We start from the raw sequence: 18,763 nt of genomic DNA, 5'->3' as shown, positions 1-18,763 counted from the left end.
AAATTGCTAGACCAACGCAGGCTGGTATCCGAAATAGGCTTTGCGTTTGATGATGTCTGCGACTTCCGAAGGCACCATGCTTTCCCACGTCGGGTCGCCCACTTTGATCAAGCGTAGCACTTCACGCGAGAACACTTTCAGGCACTCCGGATCATAGTTGTCGAGTTCATTGATTCCGCCGCGATCGAAAAGATAGCCATAGAGTTTCTGTAGCTCAGGAGCGATCTTTAGGTTTTTGCATGTCATCAGCTCACCCGTCTCTTGGTCAAGTAACGGGTAGCAGTAGATCTTCAGTTCGTTCTTGAACAGCCGACCGAATGATTCCAGTACGCCACCTTCGAGTTTCGTGTAGTATTTCTCGTCGAACAAATCCTGGAGGCTTGCGGCACCCATCGTGATCGCGATGCTTTCTTTCGTGTATCGCGATAGGTATGCGGCCAAGCGGTAGTATTCGAAGTAGTCGGAAATCAGCACCGGCAAACCGTAAGAGCTCATCACGTCCGCACGCGCCAAAAAGTCACGCAGGTCCACTTCGCCAGCCGCCTTCAAGTTGCGCATCGTGATCTCCATCACCTGCACAATCTCTTTTCCTTGCACGCTCGGGAGTTGTGAAAACTTCTCTTCGGCGCAACGAAGCATGTCCAGGTTGACGTTGCAGAAGGGCCGAAAACTGCCCCGTTCAACGAGGATCGGCTTGCGATAAAAGAATTCCGATGGCTGCAGAACGTCACCGTTGGCGGCGAACATCGCTGCGCCGGAGAGTCCCAGTTCGACGAGTTTCAAACTCATCGCGCGATTGTCGACATGTCGAAACACGATTCCGGAAAACTCGATCATGTCGATCTCGATCCGCGACGTCGACAAGCCATCGAGCAGCGAGTCAACGAGCAGTTCCGGTTCGTGGTTGAGGGTCAACGCACCGTGAACCAGATTGACACCAACGATTCCTAACGCTTCTTGTTGCAACGCCGCTTCATTGTCTAGCATGCGGACGTGAATGATGATCTGGCTGTCATCATCCCGCGGGTAGGCTTGGAATTTGATGCCCATCCACCCGTGGCATTCATTGGTGCCGTGAAAGTTGCGGGCCGATACCGTGTCGGCGAAAACAAAAAAAGCGGTCGTGTCGCCGCGGGCGTCTCGTAGACGATCAAGGTTGAGTTTGTGCTCGTAGTCGAGCATCGATTGCAAGCGTTCGCGACACACGTACCGCGACGCGCGGCCGTAGATCGCGTCACTGACCGTCATATCATACGCCGAGATGCTCTTGGCGATCGTTCCAGCGCCCCCGCCGACACGGAAGAACCAGCGGACGACCTCTTGGCCGGCCCCAATTTCCGCAAAGGTTCCATAGCGGCGGGAATCGAGATTGACGTCGAGCGATTTTTGGTGGGTGTCAATCAGTTCACGTTCAGATTGACTGGGGAGGCGACGTTGCATGCCTGGGCGATTTCCGACAAGAGGTAGACGAGGCGGACTGCGGGCGCAGAACCAAGGTGCGGAGTTAGCAATGCCTATGCCAAGCAGTGAGCCATTTCCTTTTTCGCGAGTCAGTGTCCCAAAACACGTGGATTTGCACGGCTTTACGGAAAAACGCGGACAGCTTGGTGGATTGAAGTGTCGCGAAAATCGCCAATAAATTAAGCACACTGCTCTTCTGGCGCGCATCGACTGGCGAACGGGACGAGTCAACGGCTGGTTAAGTTTGCCGCCCGATGTATGAGATTTGTGGTGAGCGCGATTGCAGTCTCGGGTTGCTCCGAGGGCACCTGTGGGGCCAGAGCGACAAATAGGAAACGATTGCGTTAAACGGGAGTGTAATCATCCGGTCGCTCCCGCAACCCGTGTCAGAATGCGGCATCGCGCCATCGCTAGATCGAACAAAGAAACAACGTTTGGCACCCTAAAAGGGTGGTGTCGAGACTGTCGCCTATCCGTACACGGAGGCGAGAATGAATTGCATTCGAATAAGGCGGACGCGACGGTTTTTTGAGGACGTCGGTGCATTGGCGTCGCATGGGGGCGGCATTCATGTCGACTTCAGATTTTGTACGCAAGCGAGACGGCAAACAGCCATCCGTTGGTTTTGCAATTGGGGAACCTAGAGAGACGCTGGGAGTGATTCCAATTAATCGGAAAAATAGCTGGTAGACATTTCTTGTGTGAGCGCTAATTAATGGAGTATCCCACTTCACTGATGCAAGGATTCTGAGATGTCGAGAAACAGATGCCCGAAATGCCCAGGAAATCTGCTTCGCGTGAGAAGACGTTGGTACGAACGCCTGTTATTCGTGGGACGAGCCTACGAGTGCGATGAGTGCTTTCACCGCTGCTTTCGATTGTTCCGGCCGCGAGCTTCCGAAACGACGCGGAAACTCCCCGCGTGAGTGGTGCCGACCATCCTTGTTGCCTAGCTAAACGTAAAGATGTAGTGAATGGGGGCTAAAGAGACAGGTGGTTTGGCGGCCGAGTGGAGCAAACCTAGCTCGTTGCTTGGCTCCCCGTCGCCTCGCTGATTCCAGGTCGACTCGATGAATGTTGGCGACATTCATGAAAGAACGCTCGTCCTCACATAGGTGCTTCCGACCAAAACAACTCCACACTGCTTGAGCGACTTCGATACATTTCGTATTCCCAGTACTGCAACGTTGAGTACTAAGCACGAAGCCCTCGTGCTTAGTCAGCCTTCAAGCTCGGTGTGGGACTGGACGGTTCATGCCGTTCCGCCAAGTCTTTTGGCGGAAGGACGCGAGCCCATCACGTTCTGAATAGACGAAGAAGTAGTTTGCCGCTGAAAAACGATCCGTTGATGCAACTATCGCCGTAATCGTTCTGCCCCCAGGTCACACTAATTGAATGATTGGGGCGCAGTCGTGCTCGTTAGAGTTGATCGAGGAATCGGCGGATCATTAGCAGGCAAGCGTCAATTTGTTCGTCGGTGCCGACGCTGATTCGCAGTCCGTCGCCCCAGTCGGGGAACTCCATGTAGCGGACGAGGATTTGGCTGCGTTTCAAAAACTCGTAGATTGCTTTGTGCTGGCCGCTCGGGTGTGTGCACCAGACAAAGTTGGCGTGGGACGGGACGACATCGAATCCCATCTCGGCAAGTTCATCCGCTAGGCGTTGGCGGGTGACATTCAACACGGCAACTTTTTCGGCGAGCCAGTCTTGGCTGTGCATCGCGGCGGTCGCCGCAGCGATCGAGATCATGTCGCAGTTGTAGCTGTCTTTGATCTTGGTCAGTTCCGCGACCACGTGTGGTTGAGCGACGAGGAATCCGAATCGTAGGCCCGCCAACCCGTAGGATTTGCTCAGCGTTCGGGTCACGAGCACGCGTTCGTTTTGCTTGACCAATTCCAAACAATTTTCTTCAGCGAAGTCCACGTAAGCTTCGTCGATCACCAGCGGGCAGTCCAGCGAGTCGGCGAGTTCACTGACTTGCTGCGGTGGAACGATCGTGCCACTGGGGCTGTTGGGGTTGGGAAGCAGCACGAGTCGCAGGTCTTCACGAGATTCACCGAACGAAGCGGGCAATTGCCAGTTGTCAATGAACGGAACTTGCTCCCACGAGGCGCCTTGGATGTCCGCGAGTGTGCGGTACAAGATGTAGCTCGGGTACGGCAAACGCAGCGATTGACCTTCACCGACAAAACCGCGAACAAGGATCGTCAGGATCTCATCGCTGCCGTTGCCCGCGAGGATCCATTCCGGGCCGGGCAGCCCGAGAGCGTCCGCCGCGGCGCGGCGAAAACTGGTTGCCATCGGATCGGGATATCGATTGAGCGGTCCCGAAGCGGCCGCGGTGATCGCCGAAACGACTGCCGGTGGTGGAGGGAACGGATTTTCGTTCGTGTTGAGCTTGATGAACTTGCCCGGCGGAGGTTGTTCCCCCGGGGTGTACGGCTTCATCGCTGCGAGCGCGGGACGGAATTGCACAGGAGTGTTGTGTAGCAATAGGAATGGAGGCTGGTATCACGGCGACCGCCGCTTAGGACTGACAACGCTTGGTCAGTTATTAATAGCGAAACTCGTCAACGATCTGTTGATTCAATCGCGATTCAAAATTCATCGATGCAATCATAATCTGATGCATGAGCGACAGATTAGCTGAACGTCGCTTTAAGGTAGCCACGAGCGAGAGCGCGGGAAACGCCGGGGACCCACCTGCTGGCGAAGGTTCCTACCTTTGACTGCCGATTCACGATGTTTGTTGTGCAAAGTATCACCGCTGCGTTAGGTGCTATCCCGCCTTGACTCTGCGGTGTTGAAGTCGAGTGGTCGGCGTGTGTGTTGAATGTTCGTTGAAAGTCCTGGCAAATTCCGCTACCTGAGAACCGCAAAAGCCGGTTGGGACAAAACGCTGTAGGTGGACCACGTTCTGGCGAACGTATGGGAGTGGTCGCCGCTCACGTCGCTGAGTCTCCCTTGGCTGTGAATCTATTCGCCGGGGAAAGTTGATTGTTTTAGTGCTTTTTTAGCGGAACGGCGCGAGCCGTCCGGTGACTCGGGACCGGACGGCTCGCGCCGTTCCGCTATTTTTGAAATTGCGCAGTCATTAAATCAATGTCCCCCGCAAACGAAGTTTACGGAAACGCTCGTTCGCGGAGCGAACGGCCACACTCATCACTTCAAGGCCTTTCTGAGACTCCGAATAGCAAGTAACGCCCGCGATGTTTTGTCTCATCTGAACTTGGGGGGCCTGAACCGGAGGGCTTGCGCCCTGCCGCTAAAAGACGTAGCGGAACGGCGCAAGCCGTCCGGTCTCACCACCAATTTCAATGCCGATATAACGCTGACCAACAGCATTGTTAGACTTCGTATCGTTCGCCAATGCCCAAGACGATCGGTTTGGAAATGGTGTTCTCGCGAACCTTGCGTGCCCAGGCGTTTGGGTTTTGGGCGATGGGTGGCCATGTGCCGTAATGAGTCGGCAGGGCGATGCGGGGTTCGATCACTCGAATCGCTTGGATCGAGTCGTCGATGCCCATCGTGTACAGGTCACCGATCGGCAAGATCGCTACGTCCACGCCGTGAGCGTAGTGTCGCATGTCGGTGTAATAAGCCGTGTCGCAGGCGAAATACACGCTTTGTTTGCCCGAGGAGAGCACGAATCCGATCGGATTGCCTCCGTAGCTGCCGTCGGGGAGGCTGCTCGAATGCAACGCGGGCACCATTTTCAGGTTTCCAAACGGAAGTTGGATTTGTCCGCCGGTGTTCATCCCGATCGGTTCAGGTAGGTCGTCTTGCCCGAACCCTTTGGCGGTGAACCACTGCGCGATTTCGAAGTTCGAGATAATCGTGGATTGGTTCTTGCGGGCGATCGACTCAGCGTCTGCGATGTGGTCCGAGTGACCGTGGGAAACCAGTACGTGCGAGATCGAGTCGAGCGAATCCGCCGTCACTTCGGCGGTCGGGTTATCGTTCAAGAACGGATCAAGAAGGACTCGGTGCGAGTCGACTTCGATTAACCAAGTAGCGTGGGATAGCCAAGTCAGTGCGATGCTCACGAGATCTCTCCGGATTTCTCCACGGGAATACGATTTGTCACGGAGCCATCATTGCGCCCGCGAGCGGATATCGTGACGCATGGAGTGGAATATTCCAAGCCGGTTAAAAAACGTGTCGTCAGCAGAAGACTGCGATTCGTCAACGTTCTTGCGTGTCTTTGCAAGATGCGAGTCGAATTGCCGCATCTCCGCCAGCAAATTGCGAAGTCGATCATTGCCAAGACGGAGACAGCAACGAGACGTTAACAATCTCATCACGCGTTGGGGCTTTGTAGCGATTGGACGCGAACGTTTTGTTCAAGCTCGTTGGAGGGCTGCCTGATCCGGCGGGCTAGGACCTGCCGCTAATAAGGTTAGCGGGGCGGCACGGCCCGTCCCGGTCCCTGCCACATTTGAATGATGGACAAAGTGCTCGTTTCGATCGGGCACCCACGCGGTGATGCGAGTACGCGGCCGATCCGGTTCAGTGTCTCCTGCCGAACCGTTAGGCGTTTCGACGGGCTTCGACGGCGTCACTGAGGTCTTGGAGAATCAGCAGTGTTTCGTCCCAGCCGATACAGGCATCGGTGACACTTTGGCCGCGAACGAGTTCGCCTTTACCGAGGCTTTGTTTGCCTTCGACGAGGTTGCTCTCGATCATCACACCCATGATACGCATGTCTCCGTCGCCAACTTGGCTACAGATGTCACGGCAAACGTAACGTTGTCGGGTGTGTTTCTTGCAACTATTCGCGTGGCTGGTGTCGATCATGATACGCGACGGCAAGTTCGCTTTGCTGAGCAACTCGGAAGCCGAGTCGATACTCGCGGCGTCGTAATTCGTGTGCAGGCCGCCGCGCATGATCACGTGGCAGTCGCTATTACCCGTCGTCGCGAAAATCGCCGAGGTTCCCTCTTTGGTGACCGAGAGGAAGTGGTGAGGGCGTTGCGCCGAGCAAATCGCATCGACTGCGATCTGGACGTTGCCGCTCGTTCCGTTCTTGAAGCCGACCGGGCAGGACAGCCCCGAGGCAAGTTCGCGGTGCCCTTGGCTTTCAGTGGTTCTCGCGCCGATGGCGCCCCAACCGACGAGGTCGGCGATGTATTGGGGACTGATCAAGTCGAGGAATTCGGTTCCGGTGGGCAGTCCCATCGCGTTGATGTCACGCAACAGGCCGCGGGCGGTGCGGAGGCCGCGATTGATTTCAAAGCTGTCGTCGAGCCCGGGGTCGTTGATCAGCCCCTTCCATCCAACGGTGGTGCGTGGTTTTTCGAAATAAACACGCATCACGATCAGCAACTGATCGGCGTATTTCTGTTGTTGGGCGGCGAGCAGCTCAGCGTATTCGAGTGCGGCATCGGGGTCGTGGATCGAGCACGGTCCGATGACGACCACGAGACGGTCGTCTTCTTCGTTCAAAACACGGCGGATTCCGTTGCGTGCGCTCGCGACGGTTTCGGCGACCTCCGGTGAAACAGGGATTTCTCCCATCAGTTCTCGCGGCGGCATCAGCGGTTTCATTTCGCGGATTCGGAGGTCGTCAGTTGCCGGAGATTGAGTCTTTTCGGTCATCGCGTTGTCTACGAGGATTGCGGGAGGGTAACAATATTCTCGACTATCGTTGATCAACGTAAAAAAACAACCGGGTAGGCGACGCCGAGCGACAAAAAGGCGTCCCGCCAAGGAGGGGCAAAACGCGGATAACCCCACCTTTGTGGTGCCCTCTTTATTATCAGTGTTCTTTTGCGGGGACGCGCCCGCACGATCCGACCAATCGGCCGATCGGTGACGAATTTGATCGCGAAAACCGTCGATCCGGTGCGGGAATCGGTTACGATTGGGCATCTTGCCGGTGTCCTGTGCTGTACGATCTCTCGGCGAGATCCTGCCGGGTGATGTTTCCTGCATTGCCTTTCTTACCCACCCGACCGACGACAACGTGCCCGTAGACAACGCGCCCCACGCCGCCGATTTCCGCGACGATCTTCGTCAAACGCTCGCTCAACTGCGTCGCCAATTGTTGGACGATCGTGGTGAGGAATCCCATTGGACAGGGCAATTATCCGCATCAGCGCTCAGCTCCGCGACCGCCATCAGTGCCCTCAGCGTCGCCTGCGAGCGGATGCCGCCCGGCGAGCGGCGCGAGCGATATCTCGATCTGATCCGCCGCGGAGTGAAATGGATTGATACCCAGCAGAACGCGGACGGCGGTTTTGGCGACACCGACCTGAGCCACTCAAACATCGCGACGAGCTACCTCGTCTTGGCGGCAAAGACGCTCGCCAAACGCGTCGACGCAGCGTCTTCCAGCCCGGACGCTGCGGATCGGACGCCGTCAAACACCGCCTCACGCAGCGATGGCGCAGGCCACGGCGATGATGCAGGCCCCAGCGACGGGGCAAACGAAGACGGCACCGAACGATTGCGTCGGTACCTCGACGAGGCCGGAGGGATCCCCACGCTCCGCAGACGATACGGGAAAGATAAAACGTTTGTTGTTCCTATTTTGAACAATCTCGCGATCGCGGGCTGCGTGCCGTGGTCCGAAGTCGCCGCGTTGCCTTTCGAAGCCGCGGTGTTTCCGCAATCGATGTATCGATTTCTCGGGATGCCAGTGGTCAGTTACGCGGTGCCCGCGCTCGTGGCGATTGGGCAAGCCAAGTTTCTCCGGTCGGGGTGCCTGCCACCATGGTCTTGGGTGCGAAAGTCGGCGATCAATCCGACATTGAATGTGCTCAGGCGAATGCAGCCCGATAGCGGCGGTTACCTCGAAGCGACGCCCTTGACCGCGTTCGTTGTCATGTCGTTGGTGGACGCGTCGTCGTCATCGGCGGCGAGTCCTAGTCCTGCGGCTGATGCGCGAGCCCAGGTCATTGAACTGGGCCTGAAATTTCTCGAGCAGTCGATTACCCCTGAAGGCAGCTGGCCGATCGACACCAATTTGGCCACCTGGGTGACTTCGCTGTCGGTCGCGGCGTTGGCGTGTGATCCGGCTGACGGCCGAGAATGGTGCAACGAGCAACTCGTTGACTGGATCTTGTCATGTCAGCACACCCGCCGGCATTCTTTTACGGGCGCGGACCCTGGCGGATGGGGATGGACCGATTTATCCGGCGCCGTTCCCGATGCCGACGACACACCCGGTGCGTTGTTGGCGCTAGCGAAATTACGCGATCATTTGAAAGAAAAGCATGTCGAGAAAATCGACACCGCGTCGGCCGCTGGCAAGTCATGGTTGCTCGGTCTGCAGAACCGCGATGGGGGTTGGCCGACGTTTTGTCGAGGTTGGGGAAAACTGCCGTTTGACCGCAGCAGCACCGACCTGACGGCACACGCGATACGGGCGTTGGCTGAGTTGCCCTCGTGTCCGAAGAGCGAGGGGGCGATCGAGGGCGGGCTCAAGTTTCTTCGCAAATCGCAGCGTTCGGATGGGTCTTGGGTGCCGCTGTGGTTTGGCAATCAGGATCGCGTCGAGGAAGACAATCCGATTTACGGCACCGCCAAAGTACTCGTTGACATTCACCCCCAATTCGAGAAATCGGCGGTGTTGCGGGGGATCGAGTATCTGGTCAACGCCCAAAACGAAGACGGCGGATGGGGCGGTGGCGACTCGGTTTCGCGGTACTGGACATCCGTAAATTCGCAGAATCGTTCAAATGGCAGCGAGCGGGTTGACGCTGAGCGGGGTTCCAACGAGCAATCGCCTGCAATCGGACGCGAAACGACCGTGCCCGAGATCGCCGGGGGCAACACCGCGACGCTGCCCCATGCCGAGGTTCGATCGGAGGAAGGTGAGGTGGGGGCGTTGGGCATTAGTAGCGTGGAAGAGACCGCTCTCGCTGTCGAAGCCCTCGCGAGCCTTTGGCATCGTTTGAACACCAATGAATTGACCGAAAATTGCGAAATCGCCTCCGACGCTCCTTCCCTGACTCGGCGGACACGAGTCGCTATACTGGCTGGCTCACAGTGGCTGATTCGGGCTGCTCGTGTCGGGCGATTAGAAGTCGCTTGGCCGATCGGATTTTATTTCGCCAAACTGTGGTATCACGAACGACTTTATCCATTGATCTTCACGACGGCCGCCCTGGGCCGCGTTGCCGGTTTGGATGACACCATTTCCCGACCCGAGACGACTCTCCCTAGGTAAACATTTTGTCGACCGGACTCCCCTCAACGCGCACCGATTCGAATCGCAGCACCGCGACCCGACGTAATCGCCGCAACACCAGCCATCTCAAAGATGTTCCCGAAACACTCGCGATGCGAGAAAGTTTGCGGGATCGTTGTCGCGAAGTCGCCGACCGGCTCGATCACGATCATCCGTTAACCAAAGACGAGATGGAACAGGTCGCACGTCGGATGCTCGAAGAAGCTGACCTGCCCGAAGGTTTGCTGGGCTGGACGATGGTCAACATCAGCAGTGCGTTTTGGCGAAACCAGCTCTCGACCGTGCCACCGGAACGACGTCTGTTCCTGTTGCCACACTGTCTGAAGCATGCCGAAGGTTGCCCGGCCGACTACGACCAATTCGGAATGAATTGTAAGCAGTGCGGCGCCTGCAGCATCGCGGACTTCCGCAGCGTCGCCGAGGACATGGGCTATCGCGTACTCGTCGCCGAAGGCTCGCCGGTGGTCTTGAAAATTATTGTCGGCGGATACGTCGACGCGGTTGTCGGCGTGGCGTGTTTGAACGTGCTCGAAAAAGCGATTGACAAAGTTTTGCTGGCGGGCATTCCATGCATGGCGGTGCCGTTGCTTTCGAGCGACTGCCGCAACACCAAAGTTGACGAATCGTGGGTGGAGGAAATGATCCGCACGCCCTATGTCCCCGCGGCAACGCAGACCCGCAGTTACGTCCATTTAATGCGTGCCGCCGGCAGCCTGTTCGGGCGTGACACGTTGCATCGCCTCGCTCCGCCGATGCGCGGGATCGGTTTGCCAGATCCGAATTCGCCACTTATCGCGGCACCGCGGCGAGATTCCGTTTCGCTCGAAGCGGGCGTGAACGGGGCGGTCGAGCGACTCAATGGCGAGGTACCTGATTACTCCGACGATGCGATTCGGCCGGAGCACCTCGAAGGGGTTGATCCGATCGCCGCGACCGAAGCGATTGCCTACGACTTTCTCGCCAGGGGCGGCAAGCACTCGCGTCCGTTCATCACCTTGGCCGCATACGATGCGATGATGGGTGGTGAAGCAACCTGTGGTGAAGGCGAATCCAAAGCCGCGGCGATCCCGGACGCCGTCCGCCGCGCCGCACTCAGCATCGAAACGTTCCACAAGGCCAGTCTGGTTCACGACGACATCGAAGACGACGACGCTTACCGATATGGCCAACCCGCCGTCCATCATCGGTTCGGCGTCGCATCGGCGATCAATGTCGGCGACTACATGATCGGTCTCGGCTACCGTTTGCTCAGTCGCAACATGCTGGGTGATGACGTCGAGGCCGCGACACGAGTCGATTTGCTCGATTCGCTGGCCGCCGCTCACGTCCGATTGTCCGAAGGACAGGGCGCCGAGTTGTTGTGGCGAGACGCGAAAGATCGCCGTTTGCAACCGATCGATGCACTGAAAATCTACGCGTTGAAAACCTCTCCCGCGTTTGAAGCCGCTCTGTACAGCGGTGTGCGAATGGCGGGAGATGCGGAGGGACTCGTCGAGCCGATTCGGCGATTCTCACGCAATCTCGGTGTCGCTTTCCAGATCATTAACGACTTGAACGATTGGATCGGTGATGATTCGAACAAGCTCAGCGCCGGTGCCGACGTGATTGCCGGTCGACCGACTTTGTTATGGGCCTTGGCGCTGCAACATCTCGACGCCGACGATCAAGAAACGCTGCTCCAGATCGCGGCGGATGATTGCGAGATGTCGGTATCCGAACGCTTGTCGACCGCTGGCCGTTTGTATCGCAAGGCGGGAGTGTTTGATCTTTCCCTACAATTGGTCGACAAACACCAAGCCAGGGCGGAACAGGTCGCCGACGAATTGGAATCCGAACCGCTCCGAAGGCTGTTCTACTTCCTCGTCGATACGGTTCTCGAACGCCCTGAAATGCCGACTCCCAATACGATCCAATTGTCCATCGCCGCGCCGGTCGCATAGCAAGTGCCCGTTTTGCATTAAATGCCGTTTCGCATTACGTGATTGTTGGCCCCGCCCGACACGATTCCCGCCTCGATGATCCTGAATTCGTAGAAACGCCAGTCACCGATGGCGTGGCTCGAAACCGCCGACGGATCTCCCACCAGCTCGCAAGTCATCATGTCAGACAAAACCATCTCGGCGGCTGAGCCTCAACGCGGTCGTCATCAGGTCAACATTGCATCCTTGCTCGCTGAGTTCTATGCGTCGGCGTCGACGTTAGCCACGTTCGAGGAAGTCACCGAGTGCCCGCCGATTTACAGCCAGCTACTTGATCACCACAGCCACATGACGGTGACGTTGGAAGTCTTTCATAAGGACGAAGTGGATGTGGTCGTGCACCGGAGTCGCAGCATTCTGAATAGCGGCGAATCGGTTTGGCAGAACGATCCGCTGCTGAAGACCGACGCACGGTTGGCGATCGCCGAACGAACGGTGAAGTATTCGCGGGAAATCACTCTGGTGACGCAGAAGACTCGCAAAGTCGTGCAGTACGGACTCGTGCGGTTGGACCCGGCAGCGCTGGGACGCGAGGTTTGGCTGGAGATCGCGAGCGGCGAGATTCCGTTGGGCCGAGTCTTGATCAAGCACAACGTCTTGCGATCGGTTGAGCGTTATCAGTTGTGGAAAGTGACGCCCGGTGTCGCGCTGGCTTCCCTACTCAAAACCGCCCCCGGCGAAACGGTCTACGGACGCACCGCGCTGATCCGCTGCAACGACCAACCCGCGATTGAACTGATCGAAATTGTCCGATAGCGATTGACGCGCAAGCCATGGCTTCGGATCAGATTCGCAGCGAGATCGCGCCCCAAATCAATGCGATCATGACGCTCGCGTAAACGGCAAACTCGAACGCTCGAACCCGCAAGTGCAATGCGATGGCTCCGCCGAGGTAGGCCGTCAACAGCACTCCGCCGACCTGAGCGGTCGAGGGCAGGAGAAAGCAGAGGGCCGCCGTGATTTCGAGCACCGCCGCCCATACCCGCATCGAATCAGGCATCTGCAGCTGCCGATTCCACTTGGCGTTCATCCCTGGCAGATTGAGCAGCTTTACCGCCGCGCTCCCGATTGCCATCGCTGCGACCATCGCGGTGACGGCCCAGCCAAACATCTGCGACGGGAGAAGATCGGTCATGTGGAGAGACCCTCTCGCAACGAGCGTTTGCGGTCGTCGAAGTGGCAACCGTCAGGGAAAGTCTGAGTGTGTGGGCTCGCCGGTTCCTGTGCAAGGGGATCAGGCTACGACGCGGCGAAATGCTGCCGCACCCTTTCCACATTCGGGCTCTCGATCACGCCGAGTTCGGTCACGATCGCGGTTACCAGTTCCGCCGGCGTGACGTCAAAGGCCGGGTTGATTACCGCGGCTTCGCGTGGCACCGCCATCCTGCCGTTGGCGTGAATATTTGATTCCGCGCCAAGCGTGTAACGCATTTCGTCTTCGCCACGCTGTTCGATCGGGATCAAATCTCCCGACGCAAGTTCGAGGTCAAACGTGTTGGTCGGGGCGACGACGTAGAACGGCACGTTGTGATAACGGGCCAGCACGGACAGCGGGTAGGTTCCGATCTTGTTGGCCACATCGCCGTTGGCGGCGATCCGATCAGATCCAACGATGACCGCGTCGACTTTGCCGTCACGCATCAAACCGCCCGCCATCGAATCGGTGCAAACCGTCACCGGCACACCGGCTTGCGCGAGTTCCCACGCCGTCAGTCGTGCACCTTGCATCAACGGACGTGTTTCATCGGCGTAGACGTTGAGTGTGTGTCCCTTTTCATGCAGGAAATAAATGGGCGCCAACGCAGTGCCATACATCGAAGTCGCCAAACCGCCCGTGTTGCAGTGAGTGAGCACCGTTTGACATTTCGTCAATAAAGCTGAGCCATGACGCCCCATCGATCGACACATCTCGCGATCTTCTTCGTGGATCGCAATCGCTTCGTCAGCGAGTCGTTGTGCAAGGTTGCCGATCGCGTCGTCCGTGGCAGCGTCAACGATGCCCCGCATCCGGTCCAGTGCCCAGAACAGATTCACTGCCGTCGGGCGGCTCGTGGCGAGGTAATCGATCGCTTCGTAGTAGCTCTGGCGGACTTCTGCGGGGCTCGCGTTTGCGTCGATCGGAGCGAGCGTCACGCCGTAGGCGGCCGCAATTCCGATCGCCGGTGCACCCCGCACGACCAACCGCACGATCGCGTCATGCAGTTCAGGCAACGTCGAACAAACCAGCCGCACGGTTTCGGCCGGCAAACGTGTTTGGTCGATTAGATCGACCGCCGCGGCGGAGTTTTCCGTCGCGGCGTGGTAGCGAATCGTTTCAGCGTCTGCTGACATTAAACCGCTTCCGCGGCAGGCACTTCGAATCCTTCGCGGTACTCACGCGTCAGCATCGCATTGGCGTCATCGTTGCCGAGATACCGTTCCGCTTCCGGATCGAAATTCAATTGGGGACCGAGCGACAGTTGCTCCGATTCTGGATCGACACCGTTGTCACGGAGGTGTCGCAGCGTTCGACGCAGCGTCGTGGTGTCATCATCGAGTGATGAGAACTTCTCAACCGCTTCGGCAATCACATTCGGAGCCACACGGTTTTCTTGACCGAGATAGTAGGACGTGTTGCCCAGGTGAGCGATCGCCGCGGAAAGGTGACCGCAGCGGGCATCTGCGTTCAAGATTGAACTGTCTCGCGCGACGACGGCGTCGAGGAAGTTGCTCATGTGAACGTCGTTGAGCTGGCCACTCGTCCGTGCATTATGCGTGAACGCGCGAGTTTCCTTTTTGTTGAGATCAAACGCGCGGCAAGTCGTGTAATTGGGACCCTGGACGACGTATCCTTCGCTGCCGTAGAAAACCACGCCGATCTTGTTGCCGCGATTTGAACCGAACAATTCATTGAGTTCCGTGTCAGCTGAATTATCGACACTCAAGCCGCGAGTTTCAAAGACGATCGTTTTGTCGCCGTAATCGTAAATCGACACTTGTGTGTTTGCGGTGTCACCGGCATCGACGTAATTCGGATCTTTCCGTTCGGCTTGATAACCCAATCGGCCGCCGTAGGTGAGGATCGAATTGGGGTGACGTTCGAGGCCGAGACCCCAGCGGGCGATATCGGTTTGGTGTGGTCCTTGATTTCCCGAGTCGCCGTTTCCGTAGTGACGCTGCCAGTGCCAATCGTAATGGAACTTCTGGCGGGTGACCTTCGGATCGGTGTAGGACGCTGGGCCGCTCCACAGGTTGAAGTCGACGCCGTCGGGCACTGGGTAATCACCGAGAGGACCGATCGACTTGCGGCGTTTGTAGCACAATCCGCGAGCAAGCTTGACTTCACCGATTCCGCCGTCGGCGATGAACTTCATCGCATCAATGCACGCGAGGCTGCTGCGGCACTGCGTTCCCGTTTGGAACATCCGCCCGTACTTCTTCGCCGCGGCGACCAACGCGCGACCTTCGTGAATGTTGTGGCTGATCGGTTTTTCGATGTAAACGTCCTTGCCCGCTTGCATCGCCCACACCGCGATCATCGCGTGCCAGTGATTGGGCGTCGCACAAGTGACGATGTCGATATCGTCTGACTCGAGGATTTCGCGGACGTCGCGAACGACCCGAGGGCGGCTACCCTGCATCTTTTCTACTTTATCGGCCTGCGATTCACCGACTTTCGCGTCCACGTCGACCAGCACGCGGATCACCGAACGCGGGTCGTTGTGAAAACCAGTCACGTGAGACATTCCGCGGCCGTTGACGCCGCAGACCGCAACGCCGAGTGCTTCGTTGGGCGAACCGGCCGTGGCCGCGGCGGCACTCGTGTGGACACCAAGGGCCAACCCGGTAGTCAGGGTCGCGGCCGATGCGGAAACGGAAAATTCACGCCGATTCAAACGTTTCATTGGGGATACTCGCAGGCGGGGGGAGGGGGAGCTAGAGGTGGGAAATCAGACCGCTGTATTATGCACACCGCCGCCGCAAACGCCAGTGTTCCAGTTTGCCTCGATCTCCGCCGCCAGCCACCAAAATTGGAATAGTTGCCCCAAGGTGTGCGTCTCGAGATTGGGAAGAATCAGTTCCGTTGACGGATGACCACTATGGCGAAGCGATTGTCGTGAAAATTCGATCGCTTTGCTCAATAGATCCGGGATCGCCGGCACGACCGGTTTGGGGGTCTTCTTTTTCTTCTTAGGCGGCTCGAGTTTCATTACGTCGTCATGTTCGCCGGCGGGCTGCCGCCTCGCGATTTCGACGCGATCGGTACGTACCGACTCGACGAGTAATTGGTTCACGACGACGTCGTCACGAAGCTGATTCGCCCATCTGGAATCACCACGTAATTCGGTCGACGAACGCAGCGACCGGCCGAGTACACGATCCGTCCAATGACGATGCCATGTCCCGCACCCGCAGAGTGCCGGATTCCAAATGTTGAGCAGGCGTTCGCGTTTACCACACGCGACCTTCAACAATCGCTGCGTGGCGACATATTGCAGGACAGCGTTTTCGGAAAAGTCGGCGGCGAGGAAATGATCGTTCATCGCGGCGGCGCCGACTAGAAATTGAATGCAATCGAGTCCGAGGAAAGCGGCCGGAAGCAACGTCGCGGCGGAATAAATCCCAAACGGGCCACCCATCTTTTCGTTGCCGATAAAAATTTCCGAACACTCCAGTTCGATCGCCGCATCTCTCAGCAGTCCGGCTTCATTCACCACCGGAACGACCAGTTTGGGCATCCACTTCGTCCGTTCTTCACCGAGTGACCTAGCCAGTCGATCGGCGAGCAATCCAAGCGAGATCGATACGTGACGCGATGTTTCCTCGTACCCATCGATCGCATCCACCGCGATGACCGCAAACCGAGATTCCGGCCCTTGGCAATCGGGATCGCAGACCGCCAATCGTCGCAGCATCCCTTCCACCGAATCGTTTTCGACCGTGCTGTTTGCGAAATACGTACGAGGCTTGCTGCCCCGTTCCGCCCGGGACAGCTCGTTGTGATAGGGTTCGCAGCACGCTTGCATCAGTGCAGAAGGGCCAAGCAACGCTGACGGGTCTCCGGTTACCCCGATTGCGTCGAGATGATCGTGCAACCGGTTGGCGACCCGGAAAATCCTACCCAGGTAAGATTTTTCGCGGAGAGCCTCGTAGTCGATCAGCAATTGTTCGGGGCGGTCGAAACCGCAACGAATTCCGGTCCCGGAGGTGTGCCGGAATTCGCTCTGAAGACGCATTAGCGGCTCTCGCTGGGCCTCGATTTGCGCTCGCGAGACACCATTCGGGCGGGGCGGCGATGATTCCCCGAGTGATTCATCGGGCCTGAGTGATTCATTGAGCGCGCCCGCCGAGTCAAAACGCAGCAGGCTCATCATTGATCTCTCTTGCGGTCAGGGGGGCGTTGGTCGAGAATCGGAAACACACGCACAACACTGTGCCGGGGATGTTCGGGCTGTCTCGATTCGAAAGTGGGCGCCCAGATGATGCCACGTCCGCGACTTGGCCGAAAGTGGCACTCTCGCCGTCCACCTTTAACACGCCTGCGGGTACGACCCGAGTTTTCATGCTGGAACTGATTTCTTCTTATTCGACGCTTGCGATTATTGCCGCAGCGATCGTCCATTTGCTCGCTTTCGCCGTACTGACTTTGTGGGCCCGAGCGGACCGAAAACGCATTGCTCAAACTTTGCAGCGGTTCACGTCAGGTTTGCCGCACCGCAGCCGGATGGATTTCAATGTCCATTTGTCAGACCAAATCGAGGCCTTCTTGGCCGACATCGGCGATGTGATGGCACAGCCCCACCGCAGTCCTGACCGCGTCCGGCTCGCCGATCGTATTCGCATCCTCGACGAGCGACGCGAGTACCTGCATTCGCTGCGTTTCGAAACCGCCTGGAACGTCGCCCGGACGATGATCGAGGCCTACCCGCTCGCTGGGGTTCTCGGCACGATCCTCGCAATCGGTTCGGCCCTGGCGGCCGACGATCAAGCGTCCGTCAGCATCATCGTGACTCGGTTTGGTGACGCGATCTGGAGCACGTTCGCGGGGTTGTCCGCCGCGATCCTGTTGATGCTGATCGGCAGCGTTGTCGAACCCGGTTTTGCGAGCCTTTCTGAAAATCGCCTCGGTGTTCGCGAAATGGCCGCCAAGGTCAAACGCGAACTGTCCGTCAACGAGCAGTCAGCGGCCGGTCACGAGACGAACGGAAATACCACCAACGAACACGCAACGGACGCTCCGGCGTGAACGACACAACGCCCCTCCCCGCCGCACCCCATCAACCGCCGAACCGTTCGTCGAACGACGTTCGGCTGTCGAAGAATTGGTGGTCACGACGAACACGTTTTCAACTGACGCCGTTGATGGATCTGTTGTTGATCATCGTCTTTGCACAATTTCTCGATGTGCGGGAGGTGTCCAAGCAGCAGACGGCGTCACTGCAATCAGAGCGTGAAAAGCTGACCTTTCAAATCGCCCGCGAACGTAGCGAACTAACCGGGATCCGCGAGGCGCTGCAGTCGCAACGTAAATTGCTCGAAAAGCAACGCGACGAAGCCCGTGCCGCTCGCGATGAAGCCGTGAACCAGACCCAATCGCGTCTCGCCGAAATGGAATTCGCGATGCAGAAAATCAGCCGTTGGTTTTCGCTCGACGAGCAGGCGATCGCGGACGTCGAATCCCAGCTCGTTCCGAATCCTTCCGAAGAAACAACCGTTGACCCCGTTTCCAGCGCGATCGCGCAGGCCAGTCGACTCGGGCAAGCCGATCCGAACGCGGTCATCCGGTTCCTGATCGGACACGCCGAATTACTCAAACGTGCCGAAATCTGGACCATCCACGCCGCTGACAACGGTAGCATCAATATGCTGGCAGGCGAGCGAAGGGAATCTTTTCGGCTCGAATCACGGTCTCAATCCGCCCGGACGAGCGAGGTCGCAGATCGCCTGTTCGCCGCCTACAAACAACTGCCGCAACCCAAGGGACTCGTGATTCTGCTAGTATCGTATGCGCCGCAGAGTGTCGCGGGTGTCTACCAACCTCTCGTCGATGCGATGCCGCAGGCACTCGAACGGCTGCGTGCCGACACCCCTGAAACCCGTTTCGAGTACACCGTGCTCGGCACCACTCCCGATCCCAACTGACCGATTC

General features: G+C 57.8%; 13 protein-coding genes. 5 read left to right on the top strand and 8 right to left on the bottom strand.

From position 1 onward, the window contains the following. Positions 1-6 precede the first annotated feature (6 nt). The 4 genes from NB063_RS00250 to NB063_RS00235 form a co-directional block, all read right to left on the bottom strand. Positions 7-1,440 (bottom strand): TonB-dependent receptor, encoded by a 1,434-nt coding sequence (locus NB063_RS00250; RefSeq protein WP_250926716.1) that lies wholly within the window; start codon positions 1,438-1,440, stop codon positions 7-9. A 1,440-nt stretch (positions 1,441-2,880) separates the two neighbouring features. Beyond that, a complete protein-coding gene (gene hisC, locus NB063_RS00245; protein ID WP_250926715.1) occupies positions 2,881-3,936 on the bottom strand; it encodes a histidinol-phosphate transaminase in 1,056 nt (351 codons plus the stop codon). 872 nt (positions 3,937-4,808) lie between these two features. Further along, on the bottom strand, positions 4,809-5,507 hold the full coding sequence (locus tag NB063_RS00240; RefSeq protein ID WP_250926714.1) for a metal-dependent hydrolase: 699 nt from the start codon (positions 5,505-5,507) through the stop codon (positions 4,809-4,811). A gap of 484 nt (positions 5,508-5,991) precedes the next feature. Next, positions 5,992-7,059: a 3-deoxy-7-phosphoheptulonate synthase gene (locus NB063_RS00235; protein ID WP_250926744.1), complete on the bottom strand. Its 1,068-nt coding sequence runs from the start codon at positions 7,057-7,059 to the stop codon at positions 5,992-5,994. 367 nt (positions 7,060-7,426) lie between these two features. Between NB063_RS00235 and NB063_RS00230 the strand changes: the two genes are divergently transcribed. The 3 genes from NB063_RS00230 (at position 7,427) to NB063_RS00220 (ending at position 12,390) form a co-directional block, all read left to right on the top strand. Then, positions 7,427-9,634, top strand: a complete 2,208-nt coding sequence (locus NB063_RS00230; protein ID WP_250926743.1) for a prenyltransferase/squalene oxidase repeat-containing protein — start codon at positions 7,427-7,429, stop codon at positions 9,632-9,634. Positions 9,635-9,639: 5 nt separating this feature from the next. Then, on the top strand, positions 9,640-11,595 hold the full coding sequence (locus NB063_RS00225) for a polyprenyl synthetase family protein (protein ID WP_407652512.1): 1,956 nt from the start codon (positions 9,640-9,642) through the stop codon (positions 11,593-11,595). Between the two features lie 108 nt (positions 11,596-11,703). Continuing rightward, on the top strand, positions 11,704-12,390 hold the full coding sequence (locus tag NB063_RS00220) for a hypothetical protein (RefSeq protein WP_250926713.1): 687 nt from the start codon (positions 11,704-11,706) through the stop codon (positions 12,388-12,390). A gap of 28 nt (positions 12,391-12,418) precedes the next feature. Here NB063_RS00220 and NB063_RS00215 read toward each other — a convergent pair whose 3' ends face one another. The 4 genes from NB063_RS00215 to NB063_RS00200 all read right to left on the bottom strand — a co-directional run bounded on the left by NB063_RS00215 (position 12,419) and on the right by NB063_RS00200 (position 16,985). Further along, positions 12,419-12,769 carry a DoxX family protein gene (locus NB063_RS00215; protein WP_250926712.1) on the bottom strand — a complete coding sequence of 117 codons (351 nt, stop codon included), beginning with the start codon at positions 12,767-12,769 and terminating at the stop codon, positions 12,419-12,421. Between the two features lie 104 nt (positions 12,770-12,873). After that, positions 12,874-13,965, bottom strand: a complete 1,092-nt coding sequence (mtnA, locus tag NB063_RS00210; RefSeq protein WP_250926711.1) for an S-methyl-5-thioribose-1-phosphate isomerase — start codon at positions 13,963-13,965, stop codon at positions 12,874-12,876. Then, a complete protein-coding gene (locus tag NB063_RS00205) occupies positions 13,965-15,518 on the bottom strand; it encodes a Gfo/Idh/MocA family protein (protein WP_250926710.1) in 1,554 nt (517 codons plus the stop codon). Before NB063_RS00205 ends, mtnA begins: the two co-directional genes overlap by 1 nt. 45 nt (positions 15,519-15,563) lie before the next feature. Beyond that, the gene (locus tag NB063_RS00200; RefSeq protein WP_250926709.1) at positions 15,564-16,985 is read right to left on the bottom strand and encodes a glucose-6-phosphate isomerase; all 1,422 of its coding nucleotides are present in this window, start codon (positions 16,983-16,985) and stop codon (positions 15,564-15,566) included. 191 nt (positions 16,986-17,176) lie between these two features. On the opposite strand from NB063_RS00200, the gene NB063_RS00195 reads away from it, so the two are divergent. Both NB063_RS00195 and NB063_RS00190 read left to right on the top strand, forming a co-directional pair. Continuing rightward, positions 17,177-17,860: a MotA/TolQ/ExbB proton channel family protein gene (locus NB063_RS00195; protein ID WP_250926708.1), complete on the top strand. Its 684-nt coding sequence runs from the start codon at positions 17,177-17,179 to the stop codon at positions 17,858-17,860. Then, positions 17,857-18,756: a hypothetical protein gene (locus NB063_RS00190; RefSeq protein ID WP_250926707.1), complete on the top strand. Its 900-nt coding sequence runs from the start codon at positions 17,857-17,859 to the stop codon at positions 18,754-18,756. The genes NB063_RS00195 and NB063_RS00190 overlap by 4 nt, the downstream gene beginning before the upstream one ends. Positions 18,757-18,763 lie beyond the last annotated feature (7 nt).

It is taken from the genome of Aporhodopirellula aestuarii (assembly GCF_023701485.1).
Lineage (GTDB): Bacteria > Planctomycetota > Planctomycetia > Pirellulales > Pirellulaceae > Rhodopirellula > Rhodopirellula aestuarii.
This window is presented reverse-complemented; position numbering and strand designations above follow the sequence as displayed.